At 68.9% G+C, this 23,553-nt stretch carries 22 protein-coding genes; 8 read left to right on the top strand and 14 right to left on the bottom strand.

Annotated elements, in window-relative coordinates:
* Window positions 1-8: 8 nt before the first annotated feature.
* The 3 genes from FFK22_RS12330 to FFK22_RS12320 are packed head-to-tail and all read left to right on the top strand — an operon-like array spanning window position 9 to window position 2,418.
* Entirely contained in the window at window positions 9-1,025 is a 1,017-nt protein-coding gene (locus tag FFK22_RS12330) for a glycosyltransferase family 2 protein (RefSeq protein WP_221938553.1), read from the top strand.
* Window positions 991-1,896 carry a ChbG/HpnK family deacetylase gene (locus FFK22_RS12325; RefSeq protein WP_138889897.1) on the top strand — a complete coding sequence of 302 codons (906 nt, stop codon included), beginning with the start codon at window positions 991-993 and terminating at the stop codon, window positions 1,894-1,896. Before FFK22_RS12330 ends, FFK22_RS12325 begins: the two co-directional genes overlap by 35 nt.
* A gap of 30 nt (window positions 1,897-1,926) precedes the next feature.
* The gene (locus FFK22_RS12320; RefSeq protein ID WP_221938552.1) at window positions 1,927-2,418 is read left to right on the top strand and encodes a YajQ family cyclic di-GMP-binding protein; all 492 of its coding nucleotides are present in this window, start codon (window positions 1,927-1,929) and stop codon (window positions 2,416-2,418) included.
* A 45-nt stretch (window positions 2,419-2,463) separates the two neighbouring features.
* Here the strand turns inward: FFK22_RS12320 and FFK22_RS12315 are convergent, their stop codons facing one another.
* Window positions 2,464-4,158, bottom strand: a complete 1,695-nt coding sequence (locus FFK22_RS12315) for a calcium-binding protein (protein ID WP_138889896.1) — start codon at window positions 4,156-4,158, stop codon at window positions 2,464-2,466.
* Between the two features lie 210 nt (window positions 4,159-4,368).
* Between FFK22_RS12315 and FFK22_RS12310 the strand changes: the two genes are divergently transcribed.
* Window positions 4,369-4,800, top strand: coding sequence for a YbaY family lipoprotein (locus FFK22_RS12310; protein WP_221938551.1), 432 nt, complete (start codon window positions 4,369-4,371; stop codon window positions 4,798-4,800).
* Here FFK22_RS12310 and FFK22_RS12305 read toward each other — a convergent pair.
* The 3 genes from FFK22_RS12305 to FFK22_RS12295 are packed head-to-tail and all read right to left on the bottom strand — an operon-like array spanning window position 4,775 to window position 6,406.
* Window positions 4,775-5,257 (bottom strand): nucleoside deaminase, encoded by a 483-nt coding sequence (locus FFK22_RS12305; protein ID WP_138889894.1) that lies wholly within the window; start codon window positions 5,255-5,257, stop codon window positions 4,775-4,777. The genes FFK22_RS12310 and FFK22_RS12305 overlap by 26 nt on opposite strands.
* Window positions 5,244-5,858, bottom strand: coding sequence for a dimethylsulfonioproprionate lyase family protein (locus FFK22_RS12300; RefSeq protein WP_186002433.1), 615 nt, complete (start codon window positions 5,856-5,858; stop codon window positions 5,244-5,246). Before FFK22_RS12300 ends, FFK22_RS12305 begins: the two co-directional genes overlap by 14 nt.
* Window positions 5,855-6,406 (bottom strand): AAA family ATPase, encoded by a 552-nt coding sequence (locus FFK22_RS12295; RefSeq protein ID WP_306770100.1) that lies wholly within the window; start codon window positions 6,404-6,406, stop codon window positions 5,855-5,857. The genes FFK22_RS12300 and FFK22_RS12295 overlap by 4 nt, the downstream gene beginning before the upstream one ends.
* A 105-nt stretch (window positions 6,407-6,511) precedes the next feature.
* Here FFK22_RS12295 and FFK22_RS42880 point away from each other — a divergent pair, with 105 nt between their 5' ends.
* Window positions 6,512-6,910 (top strand): NUDIX hydrolase, encoded by a 399-nt coding sequence (locus FFK22_RS42880; protein ID WP_186002432.1) that lies wholly within the window; start codon window positions 6,512-6,514, stop codon window positions 6,908-6,910.
* A 113-nt stretch (window positions 6,911-7,023) separates the two neighbouring features.
* Here FFK22_RS42880 and FFK22_RS42875 read toward each other — a convergent pair whose 3' ends face one another.
* The 5 genes from FFK22_RS42875 to FFK22_RS12255 form a co-directional block, all read right to left on the bottom strand.
* Window positions 7,024-9,102 carry a pentapeptide repeat-containing protein gene (locus tag FFK22_RS42875; protein WP_186002431.1) on the bottom strand — a complete coding sequence of 693 codons (2,079 nt, stop codon included), beginning with the start codon at window positions 9,100-9,102 and terminating at the stop codon, window positions 7,024-7,026.
* Between the two features lie 33 nt (window positions 9,103-9,135).
* Window positions 9,136-12,405, bottom strand: a complete 3,270-nt coding sequence (locus FFK22_RS12270; RefSeq protein WP_138893442.1) for a hypothetical protein — start codon at window positions 12,403-12,405, stop codon at window positions 9,136-9,138.
* Between the two features lie 53 nt (window positions 12,406-12,458).
* The gene (locus tag FFK22_RS12265; RefSeq protein WP_186002430.1) at window positions 12,459-14,783 is read right to left on the bottom strand and encodes a pentapeptide repeat-containing protein; all 2,325 of its coding nucleotides are present in this window, start codon (window positions 14,781-14,783) and stop codon (window positions 12,459-12,461) included.
* A 525-nt stretch (window positions 14,784-15,308) separates the two neighbouring features.
* Window positions 15,309-15,824, bottom strand: a complete 516-nt coding sequence (locus tag FFK22_RS12260) for a hypothetical protein (RefSeq protein ID WP_138891961.1) — start codon at window positions 15,822-15,824, stop codon at window positions 15,309-15,311.
* A gap of 97 nt (window positions 15,825-15,921) precedes the next feature.
* Window positions 15,922-16,902 carry an aldo/keto reductase gene (locus FFK22_RS12255; protein ID WP_138891960.1) on the bottom strand — a complete coding sequence of 327 codons (981 nt, stop codon included), beginning with the start codon at window positions 16,900-16,902 and terminating at the stop codon, window positions 15,922-15,924.
* A 192-nt stretch (window positions 16,903-17,094) separates the two neighbouring features.
* Between FFK22_RS12255 and FFK22_RS12250 the strand changes: the two genes are divergently transcribed.
* Window positions 17,095-17,802: a Crp/Fnr family transcriptional regulator gene (locus FFK22_RS12250; protein WP_138891959.1), complete on the top strand. Its 708-nt coding sequence runs from the start codon at window positions 17,095-17,097 to the stop codon at window positions 17,800-17,802.
* Between the two features lie 19 nt (window positions 17,803-17,821).
* On the opposite strand, the gene FFK22_RS12245 is transcribed toward FFK22_RS12250, so the two are convergent.
* Window positions 17,822-18,202, bottom strand: coding sequence for a helix-turn-helix domain-containing protein (locus tag FFK22_RS12245; RefSeq protein ID WP_186002429.1), 381 nt, complete (start codon window positions 18,200-18,202; stop codon window positions 17,822-17,824).
* Between the two features lie 217 nt (window positions 18,203-18,419).
* Here FFK22_RS12245 and FFK22_RS12240 point away from each other — a divergent pair, with 217 nt between their 5' ends.
* The gene (locus tag FFK22_RS12240; protein WP_138891958.1) at window positions 18,420-18,731 is read left to right on the top strand and encodes a general stress protein; all 312 of its coding nucleotides are present in this window, start codon (window positions 18,420-18,422) and stop codon (window positions 18,729-18,731) included.
* A gap of 108 nt (window positions 18,732-18,839) precedes the next feature.
* Here the strand turns inward: FFK22_RS12240 and FFK22_RS12235 are convergent, their stop codons facing one another.
* The 3 genes from FFK22_RS12235 to FFK22_RS12225 form a co-directional block, all read right to left on the bottom strand.
* Entirely contained in the window at window positions 18,840-19,352 is a 513-nt protein-coding gene (locus tag FFK22_RS12235) for a ferritin-like domain-containing protein (protein WP_138891957.1), read from the bottom strand.
* A gap of 99 nt (window positions 19,353-19,451) precedes the next feature.
* Window positions 19,452-20,153: a PhoH family protein gene (locus FFK22_RS12230; RefSeq protein WP_138891956.1), complete on the bottom strand. Its 702-nt coding sequence runs from the start codon at window positions 20,151-20,153 to the stop codon at window positions 19,452-19,454.
* A 396-nt stretch (window positions 20,154-20,549) separates the two neighbouring features.
* The gene (locus tag FFK22_RS12225) at window positions 20,550-21,470 is read right to left on the bottom strand and encodes a LysR family transcriptional regulator (protein WP_221938550.1); all 921 of its coding nucleotides are present in this window, start codon (window positions 21,468-21,470) and stop codon (window positions 20,550-20,552) included.
* 115 nt (window positions 21,471-21,585) lie between these two features.
* Here FFK22_RS12225 and FFK22_RS12220 point away from each other — a divergent pair, with 115 nt between their 5' ends.
* Window positions 21,586-22,863, top strand: coding sequence for an MFS transporter (locus FFK22_RS12220; RefSeq protein WP_221938549.1), 1,278 nt, complete (start codon window positions 21,586-21,588; stop codon window positions 22,861-22,863).
* Here the strand turns inward: FFK22_RS12220 and FFK22_RS12215 are convergent.
* Complete coding sequence (locus FFK22_RS12215; protein WP_221938548.1) at window positions 22,854-23,447, bottom strand: TetR/AcrR family transcriptional regulator; 594 nt, start codon at window positions 23,445-23,447, stop codon at window positions 22,854-22,856. The genes FFK22_RS12220 and FFK22_RS12215 overlap by 10 nt on opposite strands.
* Between the last annotated feature and the right edge of the window lie 106 nt (window positions 23,448-23,553).

The following is a 23,553-nucleotide window of genomic DNA, read 5'->3' as shown; positions in this document are numbered from 1 at the left end:
GGGCCATGATGAACCACACCCTCCGCACCACCCCGCGCCGCCTGTCGATCGTCGTGCCGCTGTACAACGAGGCGGATTCGGTGGCGGCGCTGCATCGACAGCTCGAGGCCCTGGCTGCCCGGCTCGACGAGGCGCACGGCCTGGCGGTCGAGGCGATCTATGTCGACGACGGCAGCCGCGACGGCAGCGCCGGGATCGTCGCCGCCCTGCCGGAGGGCCGGGTGCGGGTCGAGCTGATCCGCCTCAGCCGCAACTTCGGCAAGGAGGCGGCGCTGACCGCCGGCCTCGATGCCGCCATGGGCGACGCGGTGGTGTTCATGGATTCGGACGGCCAGCACCCGCCGGAGCTGATCGACACCTTCGTCCGCCACTGGCTGGTCGACGGCGACGACATCGTCTACGCCGTGCGCCGCCGGCGAGAGACCGGGCCGGTCTACCGCCTGCTGGTCAAGTCCTTCTACGGGCTGATGAATGCCGGCAACACCTTCCGCATCACGCCGGACGCGGCCGATTTCCGCCTGCTGTCGGCCCGGGCTGCCGAGGCGCTGCGCGGCATGCGCGAGCGCGGCCGGTTCTTCAAGGGCCTGTCGGTCTGGGTCGGCTTCCAGCAGCGCCGGATCGACTACCAGCCGGCGGAGCGGATCGGCGGCGTCACGAAATGGTCGTTCTGGAAGCTGCTGCTGCTGTCGCTCAACGGCGTCACCTCGTTCAGCCGGATGCCGCTCCGGATCTCGACGCTGCTCGGCTTCGCCATGGCCTTCACCGCCTTCGCCTACGGGCTGTGGATCACGGTCGTCTGCCTGGCCGAAGGCGTGGCGCTGCCCGGCGTGCCCGGCGTGATCGCCATCCTGGTGCTGATCGGCGGCGTGCTGCTGATCAATCTCGGCATCCTCGGCGAGTATCTCGGCCAGATCCTCGACGAGGTGAAGGACCGCCCCCTCTATGTCGTCGCCGAGCACATGCGGCGCGACCGTGTGGAAGAAATGAGCCATGTCCTTGAGGCGTATCACGCTGGTCGCCGATGATTACGGTCTCGCCCCCGGCGTGTCGCTGGCGATCCGCCAGTTGCTGGCCGAGGGCCGCCTGTCCGGCACCAGCTGCCTGACCGTCGGGACGTTCTGGCCCGAGGCGGCCAGGCTGCTGCGCGACCTGCCCGCCGCCGGGCCGGTCGAGATCGGCCTGCATCTCTGCCTCACGGGGCCCTTCGCCCCGCTGTCGCCGCAGCTGCGCATTGGTGCCGGCTGGCAACGCTTCCCAAGCCTCGCCGCCCTGGTCCGGTTGAGCCTCGCGCGACGGCTGCCGCCGGGCGCCCTGTCGGCCGAGATCGAGGCGCAGCATGCCGCCTTCGTTGCCGCCTTCGGCCGGGACCCGGACTTCATCGACGGGCATCAGCATGTCCATCTGCTGCCGGGTGTCGCGGAAACCCTGGCGCTGACGCTGCGCTCGGCCGGCATCCACCCGCGCTGGATCCGGCGCTGCGGCGACCGGCCGCGGCGGATCCTGCGCCGCCCCTTCGCCGTGAAATCCCTCGCTCTGCAAGCGCTCAGCCTGCGCTCGGACGCGGTGCTTGCCGACGTGGCCGGGCGGCGGAACGACAGCTTCTGCGGCGTCTATGACTTCGTCGACCGCGGCTATGGCGTGCTGTTCGAACGCTGGCTCGAGACCACGTCGGACCGGGCAGTGATCATGTGCCATCCCGGCCTGGTCGATGCCCGGCTCGCCGCGCTCGACCCGGTCACCGGGATGCGCGCGGTGGAATATCGCTACTTCGCCGGGCCGGATTTCCCGGAAGCGCTGCGGCGCCATGGCGCGACGCTGGCGCCCTTCGGCGCGCCGGCGGCGGCCAATCGCCCCGTCCCCGCCGTGGAGGCTCCCATTCGCCGCGGAATCGGCTAGACTCTCCGATCTGGTTCCGCAGATCCGCGAATGGTCATGCCGTCCTTCGACATCGTCTCCAAGACCGACCTCACCGAAGTCGACAACGCCATCGGCGGTGTCACCCGCGAGGTGGCGCAGCGCTTCGACTTCAAGGGGTCGAAATGCACGCTTGAACGTAAAGAGAATACGCTGACGATCCTGGCCGACGACGACCTGAAGCTGAAGCAGATGCACGAGCTGCTGCGCGGCTATTTCGCCCGGCGCAAGCTCGATGCCGGCGCGCTCGACTTCAAGACGGTGGAGAAGGCCTCCGGCAACATGGTGCGGCAGGAGGTGGTGGTGAAGCAGGGCATCGACCGCGACCTGGCCAAGACCATCATCAAGGCGATCAAGGACAGCAAGCAGAAGGTGCAGGCCGCGATCCAGGGCGACGAGCTGCGCGTCACCGGCAAGAAGATCGACGACCTGCAGGCCACGATCGCCGTGGTCCGCGGCCTGAAGATCGAGCAGCCGCTGCAGTATCTGAACTTCCGCGACTGACCCGGGCCTGGGCGCCGATCCCCGCGGGAACCGGCGCCCTCCCGGTCACAGCACGAAATCGGCCGCGGTCAGGGTGGCGCTCCCCTGCACCAGGATGGCGAAGTCGGCGATCTTGTCGCCATTCGTATCGGCCTGCACCAGCAGGTCGTTGCCCGAGACCTCGAAGCGCACCTCCGCCCCCGCCCCGGTGAAGGCGCCTTTGCCGATGAAGCTGAAGGTGCCGTTGCCGGCATTGCCGTCGGCATCGATCTGGCTGAGGTCGATCCTGTCCTGCTCCAGGCTGTTGAAGTCCTGGATCGTGTCGCGGCCCGCCACCGCCACGGTGCTGTCGCCGATGGCGCGGTAGGTGAACAGGTCCCCGCCGGCCCCGCCGTTCAAGACGTCGGCACCGCCGGCCCCGGTCAGCCGGTCATTGCTGTCCTCGCCGGACAGTGTGTTGGCGCTGCTGTTGCCGGTCAGCGTGTCGCCGCGGGCGGAGCCGACAATGTTCTCGACGCCGATCAGTACATCGCCCTGAGCATCGCCGAAGCGGCCGGTACCAGCCCCGAGATCGACCGTCACCCCCAGGCTCGACCGCGAATAGATCGCAATGTCGATGCCACCGCCGCCGTCGAGGCGATCATTGCCGGTGCCGCCTTCGAGCGTGTCGTCGCCGTCGCCGCCCCGCAGCGTGTCGCCGCTGCCGCCGCCCACGAGGCTGTCATTGCCGCCGAAGCCCCACAGGCCGTTAGCTTCGTCATTGCCGGTGAACACATCGTCGTAGCCGCTGCCGGCCAGGCTCTCGATGGAGGTCAGAAAGGTGTGGGCGCTGGTTTGCCCTTGCACCAGATCGGCCGTGACGCCGATGGCACTATAGCCGAAGTCGGCGGTATCGCTTCCGGTCCCGCCGTCCAGGTAGTCATAGTCGAATCCGGCGCCGCGACCCGAGATGATGTCGTTGCCGTCCCCGCCCTGAAGACGATCGCCGTAGCCGCTGCCTGTCAGATGATCGTCGAAGGCGCTGCCGACCGCGCGGTAGATGTTGACGAGGATGTCGCCTTCGGCATCGCCGCCGACACCCGGGTTGCCGCCATTCCGCCCACCGGTCAGATTGATGCTGAGGCCGGCCGAGCTGTCGGCATAGGAAATGATGGTCAAGGCGTTCGATGCGCCGACCAGCCTGTCTGCGCCGGCACCTCCGACAAGCGTGCCACCATTGGTTCCGGCATCGGTCAGCGTGTCGTTGCCGGCTCCTCCGAAGAGGGTTCTGGCACCCTGATAGTAGGAATTGAACGAAGACAGCACATCGGCGCCATTCCCGCCGTCTACGACGGCCGCATCGGCGGTGATGGTGTCGGCGAAGGCGGAGCCGATGAATTTCTCGATCGACGCGTATTGATAGATGATGTCGCCCTGGGCATCGCCGCCGCTGCCGGGCGTGGCGCCGGTGGTGAAGGACACGCCGGCCGCACTGGCGGCGTAGCTCAGCGTGTCGAAACCGGCGCCGCCCGCCAGCGTGTCGGCGCCGGCGTCGCCGAGCAGCAGATCGTCCCCGGCACCACCGTCGATCGTGTCGTTGCCGATCCCGCCGGTGATGGTGTCGGCACCCGCGCCGGCGATGATGCGGTCGTTGCCCGCGGCGCCGTCGATGGCGTCGCCGGCGTCCGTCGCGACCGGCATGTCGTTGAAACCGGGAGCGGTGCCGCCCTGGCCGGGCACGTGAATGAAGTCGTTGCCGCCGGTTCCTACAATCGAGGCCATTCAAATCCCCCACTAGGTCAATGATCTCAAAATGAGACGATATCCATACTCCTCATTCTCCGATCGAGACAATACAGAGAAAAATTGTTCGCAATTATAATAAGCGCTTATTGAAATTTTGCGTTCGCCCTTCGATTCAGCAGAACGCAACGGATCGGGCCATCGAACGTTGTCGTGATGCACAGCAGCACCCGGGTCGAGAGATCGCCGATGAACCATCTTTTCCTTCCAGCGGCCGCCGTGATGGCCGCACTTCTTCTCGCCACCTGCGGCCCGACTCAGGAAACTGCGCCGGCGCCCGCACCCATCGCCAGCGCCGAGGTCACCGGCACCGCGACCTATCGCGAGCGCATCGCCCTGCCGGCGGATGCGGAGCTGATCGTGCAGCTGCTCGACCTCTCGCTGGCGGACGCGCCGTCGACGGTGGTGGCCGAACAGCGCATCGCCCCGGTCCGCGTGCCGGCCGCCTTCACCCTGACCTACGACCCGGCGCAGATCGACCGGCGCCGCAGCTACGCCGTCTCGGCCCGGGTCGAGCGCGGCGGCAGGCAACTGTTCGTCACCGACACCCGACACCCGGTGCTGACCCAGGGCGGCGGCAGCACCGTCGACATCGTCATGACCCGGGTCCGGGCGCCCTGAGCCGGTCGCGCCACAGGGCATAGAGGTCGAGCCCGTCCGGCCGCACCGGAAGGTGCCGGATGGTCATCGCCTGGTCGGCCGGCGGCCTGGCCAGCTCGGCATAGACCCCGGCGGTGGACAGGCCGTAGGGCGCGCCCTCGTCGTTGGAATGGGCATAGTACACCGCGGCGACGCCGGTCATGGTCATGGCGGCCAGGCACATCGGGCAGGGATGGCCGCTGGCATAGACGGTGCAGCCGTCGAGCCGCAGCGCGCCGAGCGCCTGGGCGGCCGCCCGGATCGCCTGCAGCTCGGCATGCGCCGTCGGGTCGCCGGTGGCGCCCATCTGGTTGACGCCGGTGGCGACCACCGCGCCGTCGCGCACCAGCACCGCGCCGAAGGGCCGCCCGCCCTGCTCCTCGACATTGCGCCGCGCCAGCTCGATCGCCTGGGCGAGGAAGCGTTCATGCGTGGTCAATCGATCCTCCACCCAGAAGCTTGGATTTCTGCGCCAGGTCGCCGCCGCGCCAGAGATACAGCGCCAGCAGCGGCTGCTCGCCCGTGCGCATCGCATGGGCGATACCGGAGGGGTGGTGGATCAGCTCGCCGGGCCGGCGTTGTCGCCATCCCTCCCCGTCGCGCAGCCATTCGGCGGTGCCGGCCAGCGGCAGGTAGATCTCCTCCGCCGCATGGCTGTGCGGCGGATACTCGATCTTCGGCCCCAGCAGCAGGACGCCACAGGCCAGGCGATCGCTGGCGATCGGGCCGCGCAGGCCGATCAGCTCGCTCCAGCCGTAGCGTTCCAGGAAGCGTTCGCCCAGATCGCCCGCCGCATAGGTCTGGCCCCAGGCGAGAGCGGCTGCCGCCCCGACGACGCCTTCGACCAGTGCACGGGTGTCCGCGACGGCGAGCGGCGGCAGCCGGTCAAGCCAGCGCAGCACTGGCAGAGATCTGGGCTCGTCCGCCCGCCGCGCCGCGTCGGGCGCGGGCCAATCGTCCAGGAACGAGGCCAGCTCCGGCTGATCGAATCCGGCCAGCAGCGTCCGTGCCGCCACAGCCAGTTGCTCCGCGCCCGTCACGACAGCCCCCTCCGGGTCTCGGCGACGCGGGCCAGGATCGCATCGACGGTCTCGCCGACCGTCATCGCCGAGCTGTCGAGCCACAGCCCGAGCCGCGGCGTGTCGGCGCGCAGGCCGCGGTCCAGATCGGCGGGCGTCCAGGCGCCGTATCCCGTCTTGGCGCGCCCCGCCTCGCGCCCGGCCACGGCCTCGGGCGACGGGCACAGCACGACGATGCCGAAGGACCGGCCGCGCAGCAGCCCGGAAGCCCGCGCCAGGGTCGGCCCGAGGATCACATCCTGCCAGATCACGGTGAAGCCGGCCTCGGCATAGCGCCCGGCCACGGTCGCCGCCAGCTCGTGGCGCAGGTCGAGCTGGCGCATCGCCTCGGCCGGCAGGTCGGGCGTCACCTCGACCCGGCCGGAGACGATCATGCGCCGGAACAGGTCGCCGCGCAGATGCACCGCCCACGGCAGCCTTTCGGCCAGCGCCTGGGCCACGGTCGACTTGCCCGCCGCCATGATGCCGGTGACGACGAGAATGTCGGGCAGATCGGCTTCGGTCGGCACGGTGGGCAAAGCTCCTCGTTCGTTGCCTATGGTAGACAGGCCATAGCGCGACGGCGATCACCGCGATGTCAACAATCCGCCGCCGGCAATGTTCGAGGTGAGCTGATGAAGCACATCGCCTGCGCCATCCTGCTGCGCGACGGCCACATCCTGCTGGGCCGCCGGACGCCGCAGCGCCGGTTCTATCCGGATTGCTGGGATGTGCTTGGCGGCCATGGCGAGGCCGGGGAAACCCCGGAACAGGCGCTGGTCCGGGAGGTCCAGGAGGAAGTCGCGGTCACGCCCGCCCGCCACCGTCTGGTCGCGACTCTGCCGGACCCTGATCCGGCCAGGAACGGCGAGGTCCGGTACCACGTGTTCGTCATCACCGGCTGGACGGGAGGCGAGCCGCGGATGCTGGGCGACGAGCACAGCGAGATTCGCTGGATTCCGATCGACGAGGCCGCTCGGCTGCCCGACCTCGCGATCGAGGCGTATCGCGACCTGTTCCGATCGCTGGTATAGCCGGACGCGCTTTTGGATGATGGGGCACCTGGATTCCGGACAGCGCCTCGCCCGCTCGACCGGCTGATCGGCACTGCGCACTCCCCGCTCGCCACCGGGCCGACAGGAGCACGCTACGGATAGGTCAGGGTCTCGGCTGCCGTCCCGAGCACGCCCGGCGCCCCGACCGGCCCCGTCTGGCAGACCGGGCTGGTTCCGCCGGCACCGCCGCCGCCGAAATTGCCCGAGCTGCCGACATAGTAGACGGGTCCGGTCCCGCCGATCTTCGCGCCGCCGACCAGCGCCACCGCCGCGGACGGGCCGCCATTGCCGCCGGCACCGCCGCCGCCGCCGCCGCCGACCCCGCCGTCGCCGCCGTCGCCGCCCTTGCCGCCGTGATAGCCATAGCCGCTGGTCCCGGAACCGCCGGCATGGGCCCCGGCCGCGCCGCCGTTGCCCCCGGTGCCCCCGCCGCCGCCGTCGCCGCCGCGGCCGGCGACCACGCGGGTCTGGTTGAGGGTCAGCACCGATCCGGCCGCGGCGACGATCCCGAAGGAGGCGCCGCCCTGCTGCCCGCCCGGTGCCGGCTGGCCGCCGCAGCCGCCGGCGCCGCCGCCGCCCCCGGCGGACCCGCTGTAGCGGAACCGGACGAGGAAGCAGACGCCGCAATAGGCTCCGCCCGCTCCGCCGCCGCCACCGCCGCCGGCGTTTCCGCCGGCCGATCCGGTTCCGCCTGTGCCCGGCCCCCAGGTCGCGCCGTTGAAGGCGCCGACGAGGTTCGGCGATGCTGTGCCGCCGGTGCCGCAGCCGCCATTCTGCCCGCCGGCGGCGCCACCGCCGTCATTCGGCGTCATGGGCGGGCAGAACGTCGCGAACGGCGTCCCCGGGCCGCCGCCCGTGGCCCAGTTCGACCCGCTGCCGGGCGACCCGGAGCCGCCGGTGCAACCCGTGTCGCCGCAGGTCCACACGCATTCGGAGTAGGACCCGACATCGTCCATTCCGTTCGCGCCGCCGCCGCCATTCGAGCCGGGGCAGCTCTGGTTGGTGCCGGCGGTCTGGACGGACGCGCCGCCGCCCTGGGCCCCGGCGGCGATCGCGGCGCCGGTCCCTCCCGTTCCACCCTTGCCTCCGACCACCAGGCTGTTGGTCAGGGTGACGTTCGGCGCCTGCGCGATCTGCACCGCCACCGAGGGCGAGCTGTTGGTCCCCGCCGCGGCCGAGCCGAGGATCTTGAAGTTCTCCAGCACCACCGGGATCGTGCCGTTCACGCTCACCGCCGGCGCCCCGCCGGGCGGCGCCGAGATCTGCGAGCTCAGCCCGGCCTCGGCCTGCGCGGCGGCGACGCAGCCGCCATACAGCCGTGCCCCGGCCGGCGTGGTCTGGCCGTTGAACGCCAGGGTCGCGGGCAGATCATAGGCGCCGAACATGGCCAGCACGTCGCAGCCGGCCGGGGTGCAGCGCGACAGCGCCTGGGCGAAGGTCTTGCACGCCGCCGCCGGGCTTGCGCCGCAGCTGGCGCCGTCGGTCCCCTGGGGCGAGACGAAGACCGGATTGGTCACGCCAGACAGGTCGGAGGCGCCGCAGGTGACCCCGCCGGGGCCGGGCGTCACGGCCACCGGTTGCGGCTCGTTCCAGATCACGCCCGACAGGTCCGCCGCCGCCTCCAGCCCGGCGCGACGGTCCAGGCGGGCGCCCCGGAACGATGTCCGGCGCCCGTTGCTCGTGCCGAGCGCCGGCGTGGGGCCCAGCACGGCGCCGGTCAGATCGGCGTCGCTGAAGTCGGCGCCTTCCAGCCCGGCGAAAGGCAGGTGCGCGCCGGTCAGCACGGCCTTGCGCAGGTTGGCCCCGGCAAGGTTCGCATGCGTCAGGTCGGCCGGCCCTTGGGCCGTCGGGGCCAGATGCGCCCCCGATAGGTCCGCACCCGAGAGATTGGCGCCCGCCAGCACGGCGCCGTCGAGCCTGGCGCCGGCGAGATTGGCGCCCTGCAGGTCGCTGCCGGTCAGGTTGGCGCCGGTCAGGTCCAGCCCCGCGAGGTTCCTGCCCCGCAGGTCGCAATAGGCGCAGGATATCGGGCCGGAGGCGCCCATGATCGCTATGGCAGCGGGCGCCGATTGCGCCCCGGAGGGCACCGGCGCGGGCGTCATCTGCGCCGGGCTCCCGGACGACACGAACAGCAGCGCCAAGCTGGCTGCGAGGGCGTGGCTGGCTCTCACGAACGCCTCCGTGAACGATACACCGTCGACCGCTCAGTGGCCGGGCGTCGGCGGCAGCCACATGCTGACCGACGGCGCCGTCCGCCCGCCCGGGCCTGTCGTCGCGCTCTTCGGGCCGGCGGGCTGTCCGTTCGCGTCCGTCACCATGGCGAAGTTCAGCGTGTAGGCGGAATGCCACATGTCGACCGCCAGCCTGGCCGCCGCGATGGCGTTGGTGGTGACCAGCGGGTTGCTCTTAGGCGGCGCCAGCCCATAGGTGTAGATCGCCATGTTGTAGTCCGCCGGGCTGGCTCCGGACCCGGTATAGTACAGCACATAGATGTAGGTCATCTTGTCGTCGCCGACGACGGACATGTCGAGGTAGTAGTTGTCGGTCGCATTCGCCAGATACAGCCATGGGCTGGGGTTGCCGTCGCTGTCGAAGAAGCGGTTGACGGGATTCATCTGCAGGTCATAGGCCGACAGGCGGGCGATCACCGTGGCCGTGTCGCCGGTCGACGACTTGGTGTCCTCCAGCACGATGATGGTGCCGTCATAGGCACAGGCCACCGCCACCGGAAAGAACATCAGCCCCGGCCGGGTCTTGTCGAGGGCCGGGCCGGAGCCGATGGCGCCGAGCGGCACGTCGACATCGGCCAGGCCGCCCCGCTTGTCGAGCGTCACGATCTGCAGCTTCTGGTAGGTCGCGCTGACACCGATGATGAGGCCGGACGGGTGCAGGCAGACCGAATCCGGGAAATAGGCGAAGCGGCCGAAGCTCTTCTGGCCGGTGCCCATGTTGAACGGCGTCGCGTCGCCCAGCGTGACCTGCCGCAGATGATACCCGCCGCCCTGGTCGAAGGGCAGCAAGGCCGAGCGCGGGTCGACATAGTAGTTGCCGAGCGTCGCATCATCGGGATCCGGGATCGGCAGGCCGGTCTTCGGATCGATCGCCCAGTTGCCGTCCGGCAGCTGCTTGAACTTCGGCGGGTACGGGTCGTAGATCAGCCGGGACTGGCCGGTGAAGCCGCAGCTCGGGAACTTGACCACGGCGGTCGACGTGCCGGGAATGCCGAAGCTCATGAAGGCATAGAGCTGCCCCGTGCTGCCGGTGACACAGTCCGCGATGCCCATCCCGGCCGCCTGCCAGGACGAGCCCAGCTGGCCCGTGCGCTGGCTGAGCGCCAACCCGGTCCAGTTCCCCAGCGCATTGCCGGTGGGGCTGGCGTTCCGGCTGGCGATCGTGGCGACCGGCGCCTTCGCCGTGTCGGTCCAGCCATACACCTCGTTGTTGAACGTCAGGATCCGGGCGTGAGAGTAGATCGACTTCTCGTCCAGCGGCCGCGGGTACTCGATCAGATACATCGTCACCGCGCTGGTGTGCGGCGCGTCGTTGGGCACGAGGCCGGTCGTCGCCTTGCCGGCCAGCCAGGTGCCGACGAAGTAGTCGGCCTCGAACTTGACCTCGCCGCCGAGCGTGTTGTTGGCGAAGCTGGCGGTGAAGCTGGTGTCGGTCGATCCTTCCGGGATCGCGATCGTCTGCTGGACCGTCGGGCGGGCCTGGTCCTGGTAGATCATCTTGACCACCAGGTTTCGCGCCTCGCCCGCCTGCCCGGGCGGGAAGACCTTCGCGCGCGGGTCGGGATGGACGGTGACGGCGGTGGTGATCGTCGTCGAGACCCTGTTCTCGATGTTCCAGTCGGATGTCGCGACCTCGACGATGGTCTGGGCCATCTGGGCGATGCCGGTCGCGATGTTGATCGACAGCATGATCCAGCCGGCGAAGGGGATCTGGTTCGCGACCTCCTCGGCCGCCAATGTGCCCTCGACCCACACCAGCGCCTTGGTCACCGCCTTGTCGAACAGGAACTTCACCACCGTCGTGAAGGTGCTCCAGTTCATCTGCTGCTGCGACACGGAGGAGCCGATCAGGTAACCGGCGACGCCGGTGGCCATCAGGCCGATAAAGACCTTGCTCGCGGCCAGGTCCGAGATGATGTCGTAGAGCGGCTTGTAGGTCTGGGCCGCCCCGCCGAATCCCAGCATGAAGGCCGGCACTCCGAGATTGAAGACGCCGGTCAGGGACCCGCCCAGGGCGGGGGTCAGCGGCCACGGATTGGCACCGGTGCCGAGGCCGGAGCCGTATACGCTGGCGCTGACGGCGTTGGCGGGGAACGTCACCTTGACCGAAAGCTCCCCGTCCGGCGGGATCGGGATGGCGAAGACGTTGTTCTTCGGCGACAGCATGCCGAGGAACCGGATGTCGTCATATTGCAGCCCCGCGGCGGCGACGAGCTCCTGCACGATCCCGGCGTCGTCCGGCTTCCAGTCCGCGACCTTGATCGGGTTTCCGTCGGCGTCATAGAACCGGATATAGGCGCCGAGGTAGCGGATGTAGGAATTCGCCAGGCTGATCGAAATCTGCCGTTTGCCCGCATCGAGCACCTTGACCACGGTCGTCAGCCCGCTGACCGCGCCGGTATTGGCGATCGCCACATTCCAGTTGTCGCCTTCCCCCGCCGCCAGCATGTGCGGGGCGGGCGGTGCCGATGGCACGACGCTCGCACCCGGCGTGGCGAACCATTTCTTGTCGCGGAAGGTGGCGTCGTTCTGCACCTTGACCAACAGCGGCGACAGCGCCGGCAGCGCCGCCGCCTGGGTCTCCGGGCTGATCTGCTGGGTGTAGTAGGTCTTGCCGTCGAACACGCCCTTGAAATGCGGATCCGGGTTGTTGGTCTGGAACGGAACCAGCTTGGCCCAGCCGCCCTTCTCGGTCGGCGGGCCCATCGCCCGCATCTGCAGGGCCAGCTTGTTGATGGCGGCGGAGATGACCTTGTCGCCGGCCATGTAGGTGTCGATGATCGTGCTCGACAGGGTCTTGTCTTTGTTGATCAGGTCCGGATGGTGGAACAGGAAGTTCTGCGCGGTCGAGGTGTAGTCGATCGGATGGGCGTGGAAGACATCATCCTCCGCCATCGCCGCCAGGTGATGATCGGCGGGCGGGATGTACAGGCCGGAAAGGCCGATCCCGGTGTCGCAGGCGGGGTTGGTGAAGGTTCTCTGGGTGTGCCGCAGATGCACGCGGATGACTGAATCGACCGGCATCGCCACCGGCGTGCCGGTGTAATGCGTCAGGGTGCTGTCCGTGCGCCCGGCCTTCAGATGCGGTGCGGAGGCATGGGCCGCCGCCAGCGATTCCGGCGTGTGCGGCACCAGCGGGATGCGCTTGCCCGCGACCGAGACCCAGTAATCCTCGCCCGGATGCGCGTCCGACAGATCTGCATGGAACAGGGTATTGAGCGTTCTGCCGCTGGCCTGAGACATGGTCGCCTCCGTTTGCTTGTTCATTTGATTGATGATTTGGCCCGTCGGCGGCCTCAGCCGGGAGGACAGGTCGGATTGGTCAGCGGCGTCCATTGGCCGTTGACGGCGTCATAGGCCGAGCACTGGCTCGTCGAGGCCGCCGGATACTTCGTCCCGTCATAGACACCGAGATCGCCGCAGTGGAATTTCGGATTGCAGGCCAGGAACAAGGCCTGCAGCGCGGCAGCATCGTTCGCCGGGCCGTAGGCGATCGCCGTGATCGGGCCGATCGTCGACAGGTTGTTATGCGACAGATCGAGATAGGAGAGGCTGACCAGCTGCCCGAGATCCTGGCTGTACTGGTCCAGCACATCGGTCAGGAGATTATAGGACAGATCCGCATAGGCGAGCGTCGTCTGGATCGGCAGATCGAAAGAGGCCAGCTGATTGTGCGACGCGTCCAGGATCACCAGGTAGGTGTTCGCGTTGAGCGCGATCGATGCGAGCTTGTTGTTGGACACGCTCAGCGAGACCAGGGCCGGATGCCCGGTCACGTCGAGCGTCGTCAGCGCGTTGTTGTCGAGTGACAGCGTCCGCAGCTGAGACTTCGCCGGCTGGCCGCCGGCGGTGAAGGACAGCGTGAAGATCGGCAGCGCGTTGGACGACAGGTCCAGCTTGGTCAGCGAGATGAAGGTCTCCAGGCCGGTGAGATCGGCGATCCCTCGTCCGGGACAGTTCACCTGCGTGATCTGCTGCGCCGTCGCCAGCAGCACCTCGGTCTGGCCCGGCAGGGTCGCGAGGATGCATGACTTCAGGTTCGGGTCCTTGAACACGACGATCTGGCCCGGCTGGCCGCCGCAGTTCGGGCGCGACCACATCTGCTGGGGCAGGCCGTTCACGTTGCAGCTGCTGGTCTGCCAGTTCGGCGACAGCTGCCATTGCGGACCGGTGCATTCCGCCGTGGCGCCGTTCGGGCAGGTGGCGATCGCGTTCAGCACCGGGAACGTGACCGGGCCGTAGGGCTGCTGGGTTGCATCGACGATCCCGCACCAGGCATCGCTGGTGTTCGTGGCCGGGCAGCAGTCGCGCTCGGCCGGCATCACCGCATTGGAGAAATTGGTGGCCGAGATCGTGGCCGAGGTGAAATCGGCGCCGCCGAGCTGGGCGCAGGAGAAGTTCGCGCCGAATCCGGGGCCTGAACCCGGCGCCTGGATCACCGCGTTGCGGAACTGGCTGGCCTGGAGCCTGGCCCCGCTGAAGTTCACGGATTGCAGGGTCGAGGACTGGAACTTCGCGCCGGACAGGGTGGCGTTGACGAAGGATGTGCCGAACAGCGTCGTCGCGTCGAACACCGCCCCCGTCAGGTTGCTGCCCGAGAAGTCGACGTTGGAGAGCTGCGCGTTGCTGAAGTTCACGCCCCGGAACGAGGCGAACTGGACGATCGCCGGCCCGGTATGGGCCGAATCCGATTGCAGGGCGGCCTGGACCAGGCTGGAATTGTCGAACACCGAGCCGGTGAGGTTGGCGCTGACCAGGATCGCGTGGTCCATGGTCGCCGCAGTGAAATCGGCGTTCTTGAGGGCCGCGAGGGTGAAGTCCGCCGCCTTGCCCTGGTCGGTCGAGGCCGGGGCGTCCGGACAGGGCGTGTTGTCCGGCTTGATCTTGCCCCTCGCAGTGCCGTAGCCCTGGGCGCAGACCAGAGACAGCGATTGCGCCTGGGCGTTGTAGAACTTGGCGCCGTTGATCGCGGCATTGTCCAGCACGGCCTTGGTCAGCGTGGCGCGGGAGAAGTCGACATCGGTCAAGTTCGCGCCGGTCATGTCGATGCCGGTGAAATTGGTCTGGGCCAGGATCGCGCCCGTGATGTCCTTGCCTTTCAGGCTGAACGTGGCCGGCGACAGGTTCTGGAAATTGGCCGCGGTGAAGTCGCTCTTGCTCCAGTTGCTCTTGCCGACGGGATCGTTGGAGATCATGTGGACATCCAGGGTCGCGCCATTGAATTTGGTGCGGCACGACGGATCCGCGACGATGGTCTGGACGGGGCCGAAGGTGGCGTTGATCAGCGACGTGCCCGAGAAGTCGGCACATGTGATCACGCCGAACGAGAAATCGGTCTGATCGAGAGTGGCGTTCACGAAGCAGGTGTTCTTCAGCGTCGCGTTGGTGAAGTCGACCGGTCCCTTGGCCGGGCCGAGCTTCGCATCCTGGAACTTTGCGGATGTCAGGTCCTGGCCGGTGAAGATCGCGCCGCTCAGCTGCGCCTTGCTGAAATCGGCCCCGACCAGAGAGCCCGCGGGATCGGCGCTGAAATTGTGATTGGTCAGGTCCTGCCCGGCGAAGCTCTTGCCGGTGCCGGTTCCGGCCGAGCAGGTCGCTGCCGCGGAAACAGAGTCCCCCACAGCCGGTTGGCAAACAATGGCCAACACAGCAACCGACAGAGTAAAAATTGATGCGCCCAAGTCTAAGGACCGATTTAATAACATTATATGTCCCTGATGAAATGACAGGACACCGCGGATTCGAAATCAGGAATATAGTCTCTTGCGCGAATCTGGATAGCGGGATCTGGCAGAAGTCAAAAAAAGATGACCTTCTTCATGTCGTAAATCAACAATTGATTTCATAGATAACTGTATTAATTTTACTAAATATATCAGAACTTGACGCACTCTTGAGATGCTGAGCTCGGCCTCGGCTTCAGGACGCGCGGCTGCTTCCGGGACGGGGCCACGGCACCGTCGACCTCGCCGACACCGCCTTGCCGATCGAGGCCCTGATCGCCAGCCTGTGCCGGGCCCTCGGCCTGCCGCCCCACGGGACGCCCCCGGCCGGCGGCAGGCCCGCCGCGGCAAAAGCCGGGGCCGGTGATGCCGGCGCCGGTCCGAAGCGCCAGGCCTCCGGCCCGGCCGCAATTCAGTCCGCTGTCACGCGCGGCCGCTGCACTCCCGCAGCAGCAGGGTGGCGAACCAGTCGTCCTTCAGCAGGAAGTTCAGATTCTTGGCGATGGCGTCGTCCACCGCGCGGTCGACCGGCTGGCCGCGGGCCACCGTGAAGGTGGTGCCGAAAGCCTGGTCGAACTGGACGTTGCCGCCGACGGCCAGGACATAGTGGATGTCGACGCCGTAATGCTCCTCCGCGCCCGCGCGATCGACCTTGAAGTCGCGGACCGTGGCGTCGAGCACGCAGCGCGACGAGTTCAGCCCGGCCCCGGCGCGGCGCAGCTCGGCCTTCAGGGCGTTGGTGACATAGCCCGGCACGTCGCGCACGCTGCCCTGCGGCGCCACCCCGCCGCGCGGACGGTAGTCCATCGGGTTGACCGCGACCGCCCCGGTCAGATGCGCCGTGGTCTGCGGCTGATAGCCGGTGCGCGGCCCCGGCACCGGCTGGGTGGCGCAGGCGGCGACGAGCAAAGCGAGGGCGAGCGACAGGCGACGCAGCATGGGGGCTCCCGATAGTCCGGCGGGGCCCGAGCGCCCCGCCCCGACATAGCCTCGCCGCCGCCACGGGGTCAATCCGATGCCGGCGTGGCCGGCCGGCTCAGCTGAAGCCGGCCACCCGGTGCGGCACATAGGGCGCCTCCAGCGCCGCGATTTCCTCTGCGGTCAGCTGCAGCGACAGCGCGGCCACGGCGTCGTCGAGATGCTGCACCTTGGTGGCGCCGACGATCGGCGCGGTGATCCCCGGCTGCTGCAGCACCCAGGCCAGCGCCACCTGGGCCCGCGGCACGCCGCGCGCCGTCGCCACCGCGGCCACCGCCTCGACCACCTTGCGGTCGGCCTCGGCGGTCGCGGCGTAGAGGGTCTTGCCGAACGCGTCGGTCTCCGACCGCGCACTGGTCTCGTCCCAGTCGCGGGTCAGCCGGCCACGGGCCAGCGGGCTCCAGGGGATCACGCCGATGCCCTCCGCCCGGCACAGCGGCAGCATCTCCCGCTCCTCCTCGCGATACAGCAGGTTGACGTAGTTCTGCATGCTGATGAAGCGGGTCCAGCCGTGCCGGTCGGTCAGGTGCAGCGCCTTGGCGAACTGCCACGCATGCATCGACGAGGCGCCGATGTAGCGGGCCTTGCCGGCCTTGACCACGTCGTGCAGCGCCTCCAGCGTCTCCTCGATCGGCGTCGCCGGGTCCCAGCGATGGATCTGGTACAGGTCGACATGGTCGGTGCCGAGGCGGCGCAGGCTGTTGTCGATCTCGCTCAGGATCGCCTTGCGCGACAGGCCGGCGCCGTTCGGACCCGGCCGCATCCGGCCATGCACCTTGGTGGCCAGCACGATCTCGTCGCGCGGGGCGTATTCCAGCAGCGCCCGGCCGACGATCTCCTCGCTGCTGCCGGCCGAGTAGACATTCGCCGTGTCGAAGAAATTGATGCCGAGGTCCAGCGCCTTGCGCAGGAAGGGGCGGCTCTCCGCCTCGCCCAGCGACCAGGGATGACTGCCGCGCTGGGGATCGCCATAGCTCATGCAGCCGAGGCAAAGACGCGACACTTCAAGGCCGGTCCGGCCCAGTCTCGTGGTGTCCATGATGTCGTTCCGTCTGGCGGGGCGCCGCCGGCGACGGCCGGGCGGCGAAGGGATGCGGACCCGCTGTCGGGCCGGCCATCGCAGTCTAGGCCGACACAGTGCGGACAGGGAAGACTCGGAACGGGCCGCCGCTGCGGCACGTTCTGACAATGCCGACGGCCCGATTGCGTCCATCAGCCTGGAGAGCCTGCCATGTCCCCGCACGACCTGAACGTGAAGCTCGATGCCGAAGCGCCGCAACTCAAGGTCCTCGATCCCCAGCTGCTCGACTACATCCAGCGGCGCCGGGTCGAGAATGTCGCCTTCCCCGCCGGCGCACGGATCATGACGGAGGGCGATTCCGACCCGCCGCTCTACACCGTGGCCAGCGGCTGGGCGATGCGCTTCAAGGCGCTGCAGGACGGCCGCAGGCAGATCCTGTCCTTCATCCTGCCGGGCGACGTGATCGGCTTCCAGGCTCAGTTCTTCGACAGCGCCGTCACCTCGGTCGAGGCGGTCACCGACGTCTCCCTCTGCGTCGTCCCCTACCAGGACGTCGCCGGGCTGTCCGAGGACCGGCCGGAGATCGCCTTCCGCTTCGCCGCGCTGACCGCGGACCAGAAGCGCGCGATGGAGGAGCAGTTGCTGTCGCTGGGCCAGCGCACCGCGCTGGAGCGGGTGGCGGCGCTGATCCTCGACCTGTATGGCCGGGCCGAGGCGCGCGAGATGGTGCGGAGCGACGGAATGCCCTTCCCGCTGACCCAGCAGCACATCGCCGACGCGCTCGGCATCTCGCTGGTTCATGCCAACCGGACGCTGAAGCGGCTGCAGCGCGACGGGCTGTTCCGGATCAAGGGACGGTGGTTGCAGGTCCTGGATGCGGCGGCGCTGGGAAACATGGCGCAGAAGCCGGCGGCCTGAGCGCCAGGTCTCCCGAGCGTCACGCGGCTTCTGCCGCCGGCGGCACATAGGCCATCCGGGCGGCGCGCACCTTGTCATGGTGCTGGTCGGCCCAGCGCACCAGCCCGTCCAGCGGCTCCATCAGCGACCGGCCCAGCGGCGTCAGCGCGTAGTCGACGCGCGGCGGGATGGTCGGATGCACGGTGCGCGACACCAGTCCGTCCTGCTCCAGCCGGCGCAACGTCTGTGCCAGCATGCGCTGGGAGATGTCGCCGATCTCGCGCTTGACCACGGTGAAGCGCTTCACGCCCGGCGCCAGCGTCTGCAGCACCAGCAGGCTCCAGCGGTCGCCTATCCGGTCCAGCACGTCCCGGATCGGACAGGGATGGAACGCCCCGTCCACCATCTTGCGCGCCACCATGCTCCACTCCTCCGTCCGCCGCGACCAAGCCCATCGGTATATTATCGGAACCGAAATCCTGAACGGAACCGCCTGGTTGCCGCAGGCACATCGTCGCGCCGAAAGCCCCGCAGCGAAGCCTGACGAACCGGCTGAAAGTTAAGGATTTTTCATTGGGAACCTCGCCTCGCTGCGGCCTATTCCCATGACGTAAGCCCACAGCAAGGGAGCTTGGACCATGGCGAGCAGCCAGACTCCGCACCGGGGCGGCGCCGGGAACTTCGCCTACAACCGGGAGCGCGCGGCGGAGGCCGGCCGCAAGGGCGGCCAGAAGAGCAGCGGCAACTTCGCCCATGACCCCGCCCGCGCCTCGGAAGCCGGCCGCAAGGGCGGCCAGCACAGCGGCGGCAACTTCAAGAACGATCCGGCCCGGGCGGCGGCGGCAGGCCGCAAGGGTGGGCAGGAAAGCGGCGGCAACTTCGCCAATGACCGCGAGCGCGCGGCGGAAGCCGGTCGGAAGGGCGGTCTCTCCGGCCACGGCCCGCATTGACGTCGCGGCGCTGACTTGACGTCATCGGGGCAGGCCGGGCCTGCCCTTCTTTTTTGGCCCGGGCGTTGAGCCGGCCGTCCCTGCAGACGACCGGCGGGACGTCATGTCTCAGGCCGCCCGCGGATGGGCGTGCCGGGCCGCCGCGACGTTGACGGCGGTCTTCGCCAGCTTGGTCAGCGTCTCGTCGGTCGCCTTTTCCTCCGCCAGCGTCTCCAGCAGCAGAGCCAGCGCCTCGTCGTGCTTCATCGCCTTGGCCCAGGTGCAGACGGTGCCGTAGGAGGCGATCTCGTAGTGCTCGACCTTCTGCGCCGCCGCGATCAGCGCAGCGTCGAGCGCGTCGGGCTCGAGCCCGAGCTCGGTCAGCTCTTGCGCCTCGGCCAGCAGCCCCTCCATCGCCTCGCAGGTCTGGCCGCGCGCCGACGCGTCGAGGCCCTTGAACACGGTGTCGAGGCGCTCGACATGGCCCCTGGTCTGCTCGAGATGGTGCTCGAAGCCCTGCTTCAGCTCCGGATTGGTGGCGGCGCGCGCCATCTTCGGCAGCGTCCGGGTCAGCTGCTGCTCGGCGCTGTAGAGGTCCTTCAACTCGTTGAGGAACAGATCGTGCAGCGTCTTCGTCGCCATGGCCGGCCTCGCTGTGGCTGGTGACGGGGGCCGCCGACGATGCGGCGGCCCCCTCTTCAGCCAATGGCGGCGGCCGGCCCGCGGTTCCGCGCCGCCGGATCAGGCCAGCAGCGGCATCATCGCGGCGACCAGCGGATGGCGCACGATGTCCGCGGTGGTCAGCCGGACGACGGCGACGCCGTCCAGCGGCTCCAGCCGCCGCGCCGCCTCCTCCAGCCCGGACAGGCCGGGCAGCAGGTCGGTCTGGTCGGGGTCGCCGGTGATCGCCATGGTCGAGTGCCAGCCGAGGCGGGTCAGCAGCATCTTCAGCTGCTGGAAGGTCATGTTCTGCGCCTCGTCGACGATGACGAAGCTGCGCGAGATGGTGCGGCCGCGCATATAGGCCAGCGGCGCGATCTCGACGATCCCCTCCTTGGTCATCTGGCGCACCTGCTTGGCGCCGAGACGGTCGGACAGCGCGTCGTAGATCGGACGCATCCAAGGGTCCATCTTCTCGTTGATGTCGCCCGGCAGGTAGCCCAGGCTCTCGCCTGCCTCCACCACCGGCCGGGTGATGACGATGCGGCTGACCCGCTCGGCGGTCAGCGCCTCGACCGCCTTGGACACGGCGAGATAGGTCTTGCCCGTGCCGGCAGGGCCGAGGGCCAGGGTCATGGCATGGCCGTCGATCGCCTTCATCAGAACCTCCTGATTGGCGGTCCGCGGCTTGACCGTCTTCAGGTAGCTCTGCTCCCGGAAATCATCGTCGTAGCCTTCGCTGATCGGAACGATACGGGCGGTGGAAGCGCTGCGCTTGGCCATGGAACGTCGTCCTTTGCTCTCGCTTGCATCCTCGAACAGGGGATCCCAGTTGCGGCCCCCTTCACCGGGAGATCTCATTTGCCGGAACCCTCCGTCGGGTCGGGTGGAACAGGACAGGTGGCGGATCGGAAGGGCGGCCAGAAACGACAAACGCCCCTGCGGAGGGGCGTTTCGAACGATTGCCGATGCTGATGCTGCCCCTGGTCGGAGCCGGGAAGCGGATGGTGATGCCAGGCTGTTGCCCGTCGCATGTCGCCTTTCCGATCACTGACGACGGAAATCACGTCGCCAGGGAGAAGCGTCGCACCAACCTTCGTGCTGCACCAGCGAAAAGAAACGGCGACACGGAAAATTCATACCAATTGTGGCCAGTCCGCGCCGGAGATGCGGCTAGATCTAGCGGCTACCACTAAAAGATGCATCGACTTGCGTCGCCAGGTCGATAAAGGCGCGCGCCGCCGGCGAGGTCTCGTCCCGGCGCCATGTCAGCCACATCGTGGTGACGGCGCCCGGGTCGGACAGCCGGCGGAACACCACGCCCTCGACCTGGATGCGCTGCAGCGAGGCCGGCAGCAGCGACACGCCGAGCCCGGCCGCGACCAGGCCGACGATGGTCGAGACCTCGCGCGCCTCCTGCCCCAGCCGCGGGCTGAAGCCCGCATCCTGGCACAGGCCGATCATCTGGTCGTACAGGCTGGTGCCGGCGTCGCGCGGATAGCAGACGAAGGATTCCCCGGCCAGCTCGGCCAGGGCCAGTGGCTCGGGCGCGGCCGCCGCCAGCGGATGGTCGGTGCGCAGCACCGCCACCAGCGGGTCGCGGAACAGCTCGCGCACCTCGATCCCGTCCGGCACCGGCGGGAAGGTCGGGTTGCGCAGGAAGCCGATCTGCAGCCGCCGCTCCGCCAGCGCCTCGATCTGCTGCCGGGTCGGCATCTCCTGCAGCTCCAGATGCACGTCCGGATGGCTGCGGCGGAAGGCGAAGATCGTCTGCGGGATCAGCGTGGTGAAGGGGGCGGAGGCGGTGAAGGCGATGCGGATCTCGCCGATCTCGCCGCGCTGCGCCCGGCGCGCCACCTCCGCCGCCCGGTCGGCCGCGGCCAGCACGGTCCGCGCCTGCTCCAGGAACAGCCGGCCGACCTCGGTCAGCGCCACCCGCCGGTTGCTGCGCTCGAACAGCCGGGCGCCGAGCTCCTCCTCCAACGCCTGGATCTGTTGGCTCAGCGGCGGCTGGGAGATGCCGAGCCGCGCCGCCGCCCGGCCGAAATGCAGCTCCTCCGCCAGGGCCACGGCATAGCGCAGATGCCTCAGTTCCATCATTCGCCAAAGCTATCAAACATGCCGCCAAACATATTGGACACTATCAATCGGCACGGCCATGTTTTTGAACAGGCTGGCCACCCTTCCCTTCGTCAGGCCCGGCCGGAGAGATCCCGTGACCGCATCGGTCCACGCACTGCCCCGCACATCCCCGTCGATCGCCGACACCATGCCGGCCGGAACGGTCGCGGCCGAGGATGTCGTCGCCTTCATTGAGCACGGCACGGCCGCCTTCCACCGCACCAACCTGGCGCTGTTCGCCGCCGGCTTCGCCACCTTCGCCCTGCTCTACTGCGTGCAGCCGCTGATGCCGGTCTTCGCCGGGACCTTCGGGGTCGGCGCGGCGGAAAGCAGCCTGTCGCTGTCGCTGACCACCGGCACTCTGGCCTTCGCCATGCTGGCCGCCGCCGCCCTGTCCGAGGCCTGGGGCCGCAAGCCGGTGATGGTGGCGTCACTGTTCGCCTCGGCGGTGCTGACCGTTCTGGCGGCCTTCATGCCGTCCTGGCATGGGCTGCTGGTCCTGCGGGCGCTGATGGGCCTGACGCTCAGCGGGCTGCCGGCCGTCGCCATGGCCTATGTCAGCGAGGAGATGCATCCGCGCTCGGTCGGGCTGGCGATGGGGCTGTTCATCGGCGGCAGTGCGCTCGGCGGGCTCGGCGGCCGCCTGATCGCCGGCGTGCTGACCGACCTCGCCTCCTGGCGCCTCGGCCTCGGCGTCGTCGGGCTCTCCGGCCTGGTCTGCGCCGTGCTGTTCTGGCGCAGCCTGCCGCCTTCAGCGCATTTCACGCCCCGGCCGCTGCGCCCGCGCCTGTTGCTGGCCGCCTTCGCCGACCATCTGCGCGACCCCGGGCTGCGCTGGCTGTTCCTCGAAGGCTTTCTGCTGATGGGCGCCTTCGTCACGCTGTACAACTACACCGGCTTCCGCCTGCTGGCGCCGCCCTACGGGCTCAGCCAGACCGCGGTGGCGGCGATCTTCGTGGTCTATCTGATCGGCATCGGCGCCTCGATCTGGGTCGGCCATCTCGCCGGGGTGCTCGGCCGTCGCCGGGTGTTCTGGGCCCCGATCGTGCTGATGCTGGCCGGCATCGCGTTGACCTGCAGCGATGATCTGTGGGCGATCGTCGCCGGCGTGGCGGTGCTGACCTTCGGCTTCTTCGGCGCCCATTCGGTGGCCAGCAGCTGGGTCGGCCGCCGGGCGCGGCACGCCCGTGCCCAGGCCTCCTCGCTGTACCTGTTCTTCTACTATCTCGGATCGAGCGTCGCCGGCTCGCTCGGCGGTGTGGCGTGGGCCGATTGGGGCTGGCCCGGCGTCGCCCTGATGATCGGCACCCTGGCCCTGGCGGCGCTGCTGATCGCCCTGCGCCTGGTCGTCCTGCCGCCGCGTCAGGCCTGATCGGGCCCCAGGCCCTCGACGAGGTAGAGTCGGGTCATCCGCCGCAGCTCGGCTAGGGCGGCGTCGCGCGGCTTCAGATCCGGTTCGGTGCCGAGCGCCGCCGCCGCCTTCATCTGCAGCAGCACGACGATCGCCATGGCCATGGCCCGGTCCGGCGGCAACCCGGGGGCGCGAAGGACCAAAATCCGGACCACGCCCTCGCGCATGTCGTCACGCAGCCGCAACGGCTGGGCGACGTCCCGCCGCGCCTCGAACAGCACCAGCGCCGCCGCGCGTTCCTCCTTCAGCCCGACCAGCAGGTCGATCAGCGCATCCGCCAGCGCCGGAACGGCCAGCTGCGCCGCCTGTGCCTCGACCGCTCGCAGCCCCGTCAACACCTGCTCGCCATAGCCGGCCAGCAGCGCGTCGGCCAGGGCCTCCTTGCCTGGGAAGAACTGGTAGAGCGAGCCGATCGACGCGCCGGCCCTGGCCGCGACCTCGGTCATCGTCGTCGCCTCGTAACCCCTCTCCGCGAACATGGCCGCCCCCGCCTGCAGCAGCGCGGCGACCCGGTCGCGGCCGCGCTGGCGTCGAGGCTCGCGCATCACGGCGTCGGAGGCGGTTGACTTTTGTGAGGACATACTCATAAAACTATTTGCGAGGCTATCCTCATATTTCCACATGTGCCCGTCCCCGTCCATCCGGCCCGCG

This window comes from Mycobacterium sp. KBS0706, assembly GCF_005938675.2.
In the GTDB taxonomy this organism is placed as follows: domain Bacteria; phylum Pseudomonadota; class Alphaproteobacteria; order DSM-16000; family Inquilinaceae; genus Inquilinus.
This window is presented reverse-complemented; position numbering and strand designations above follow the sequence as displayed.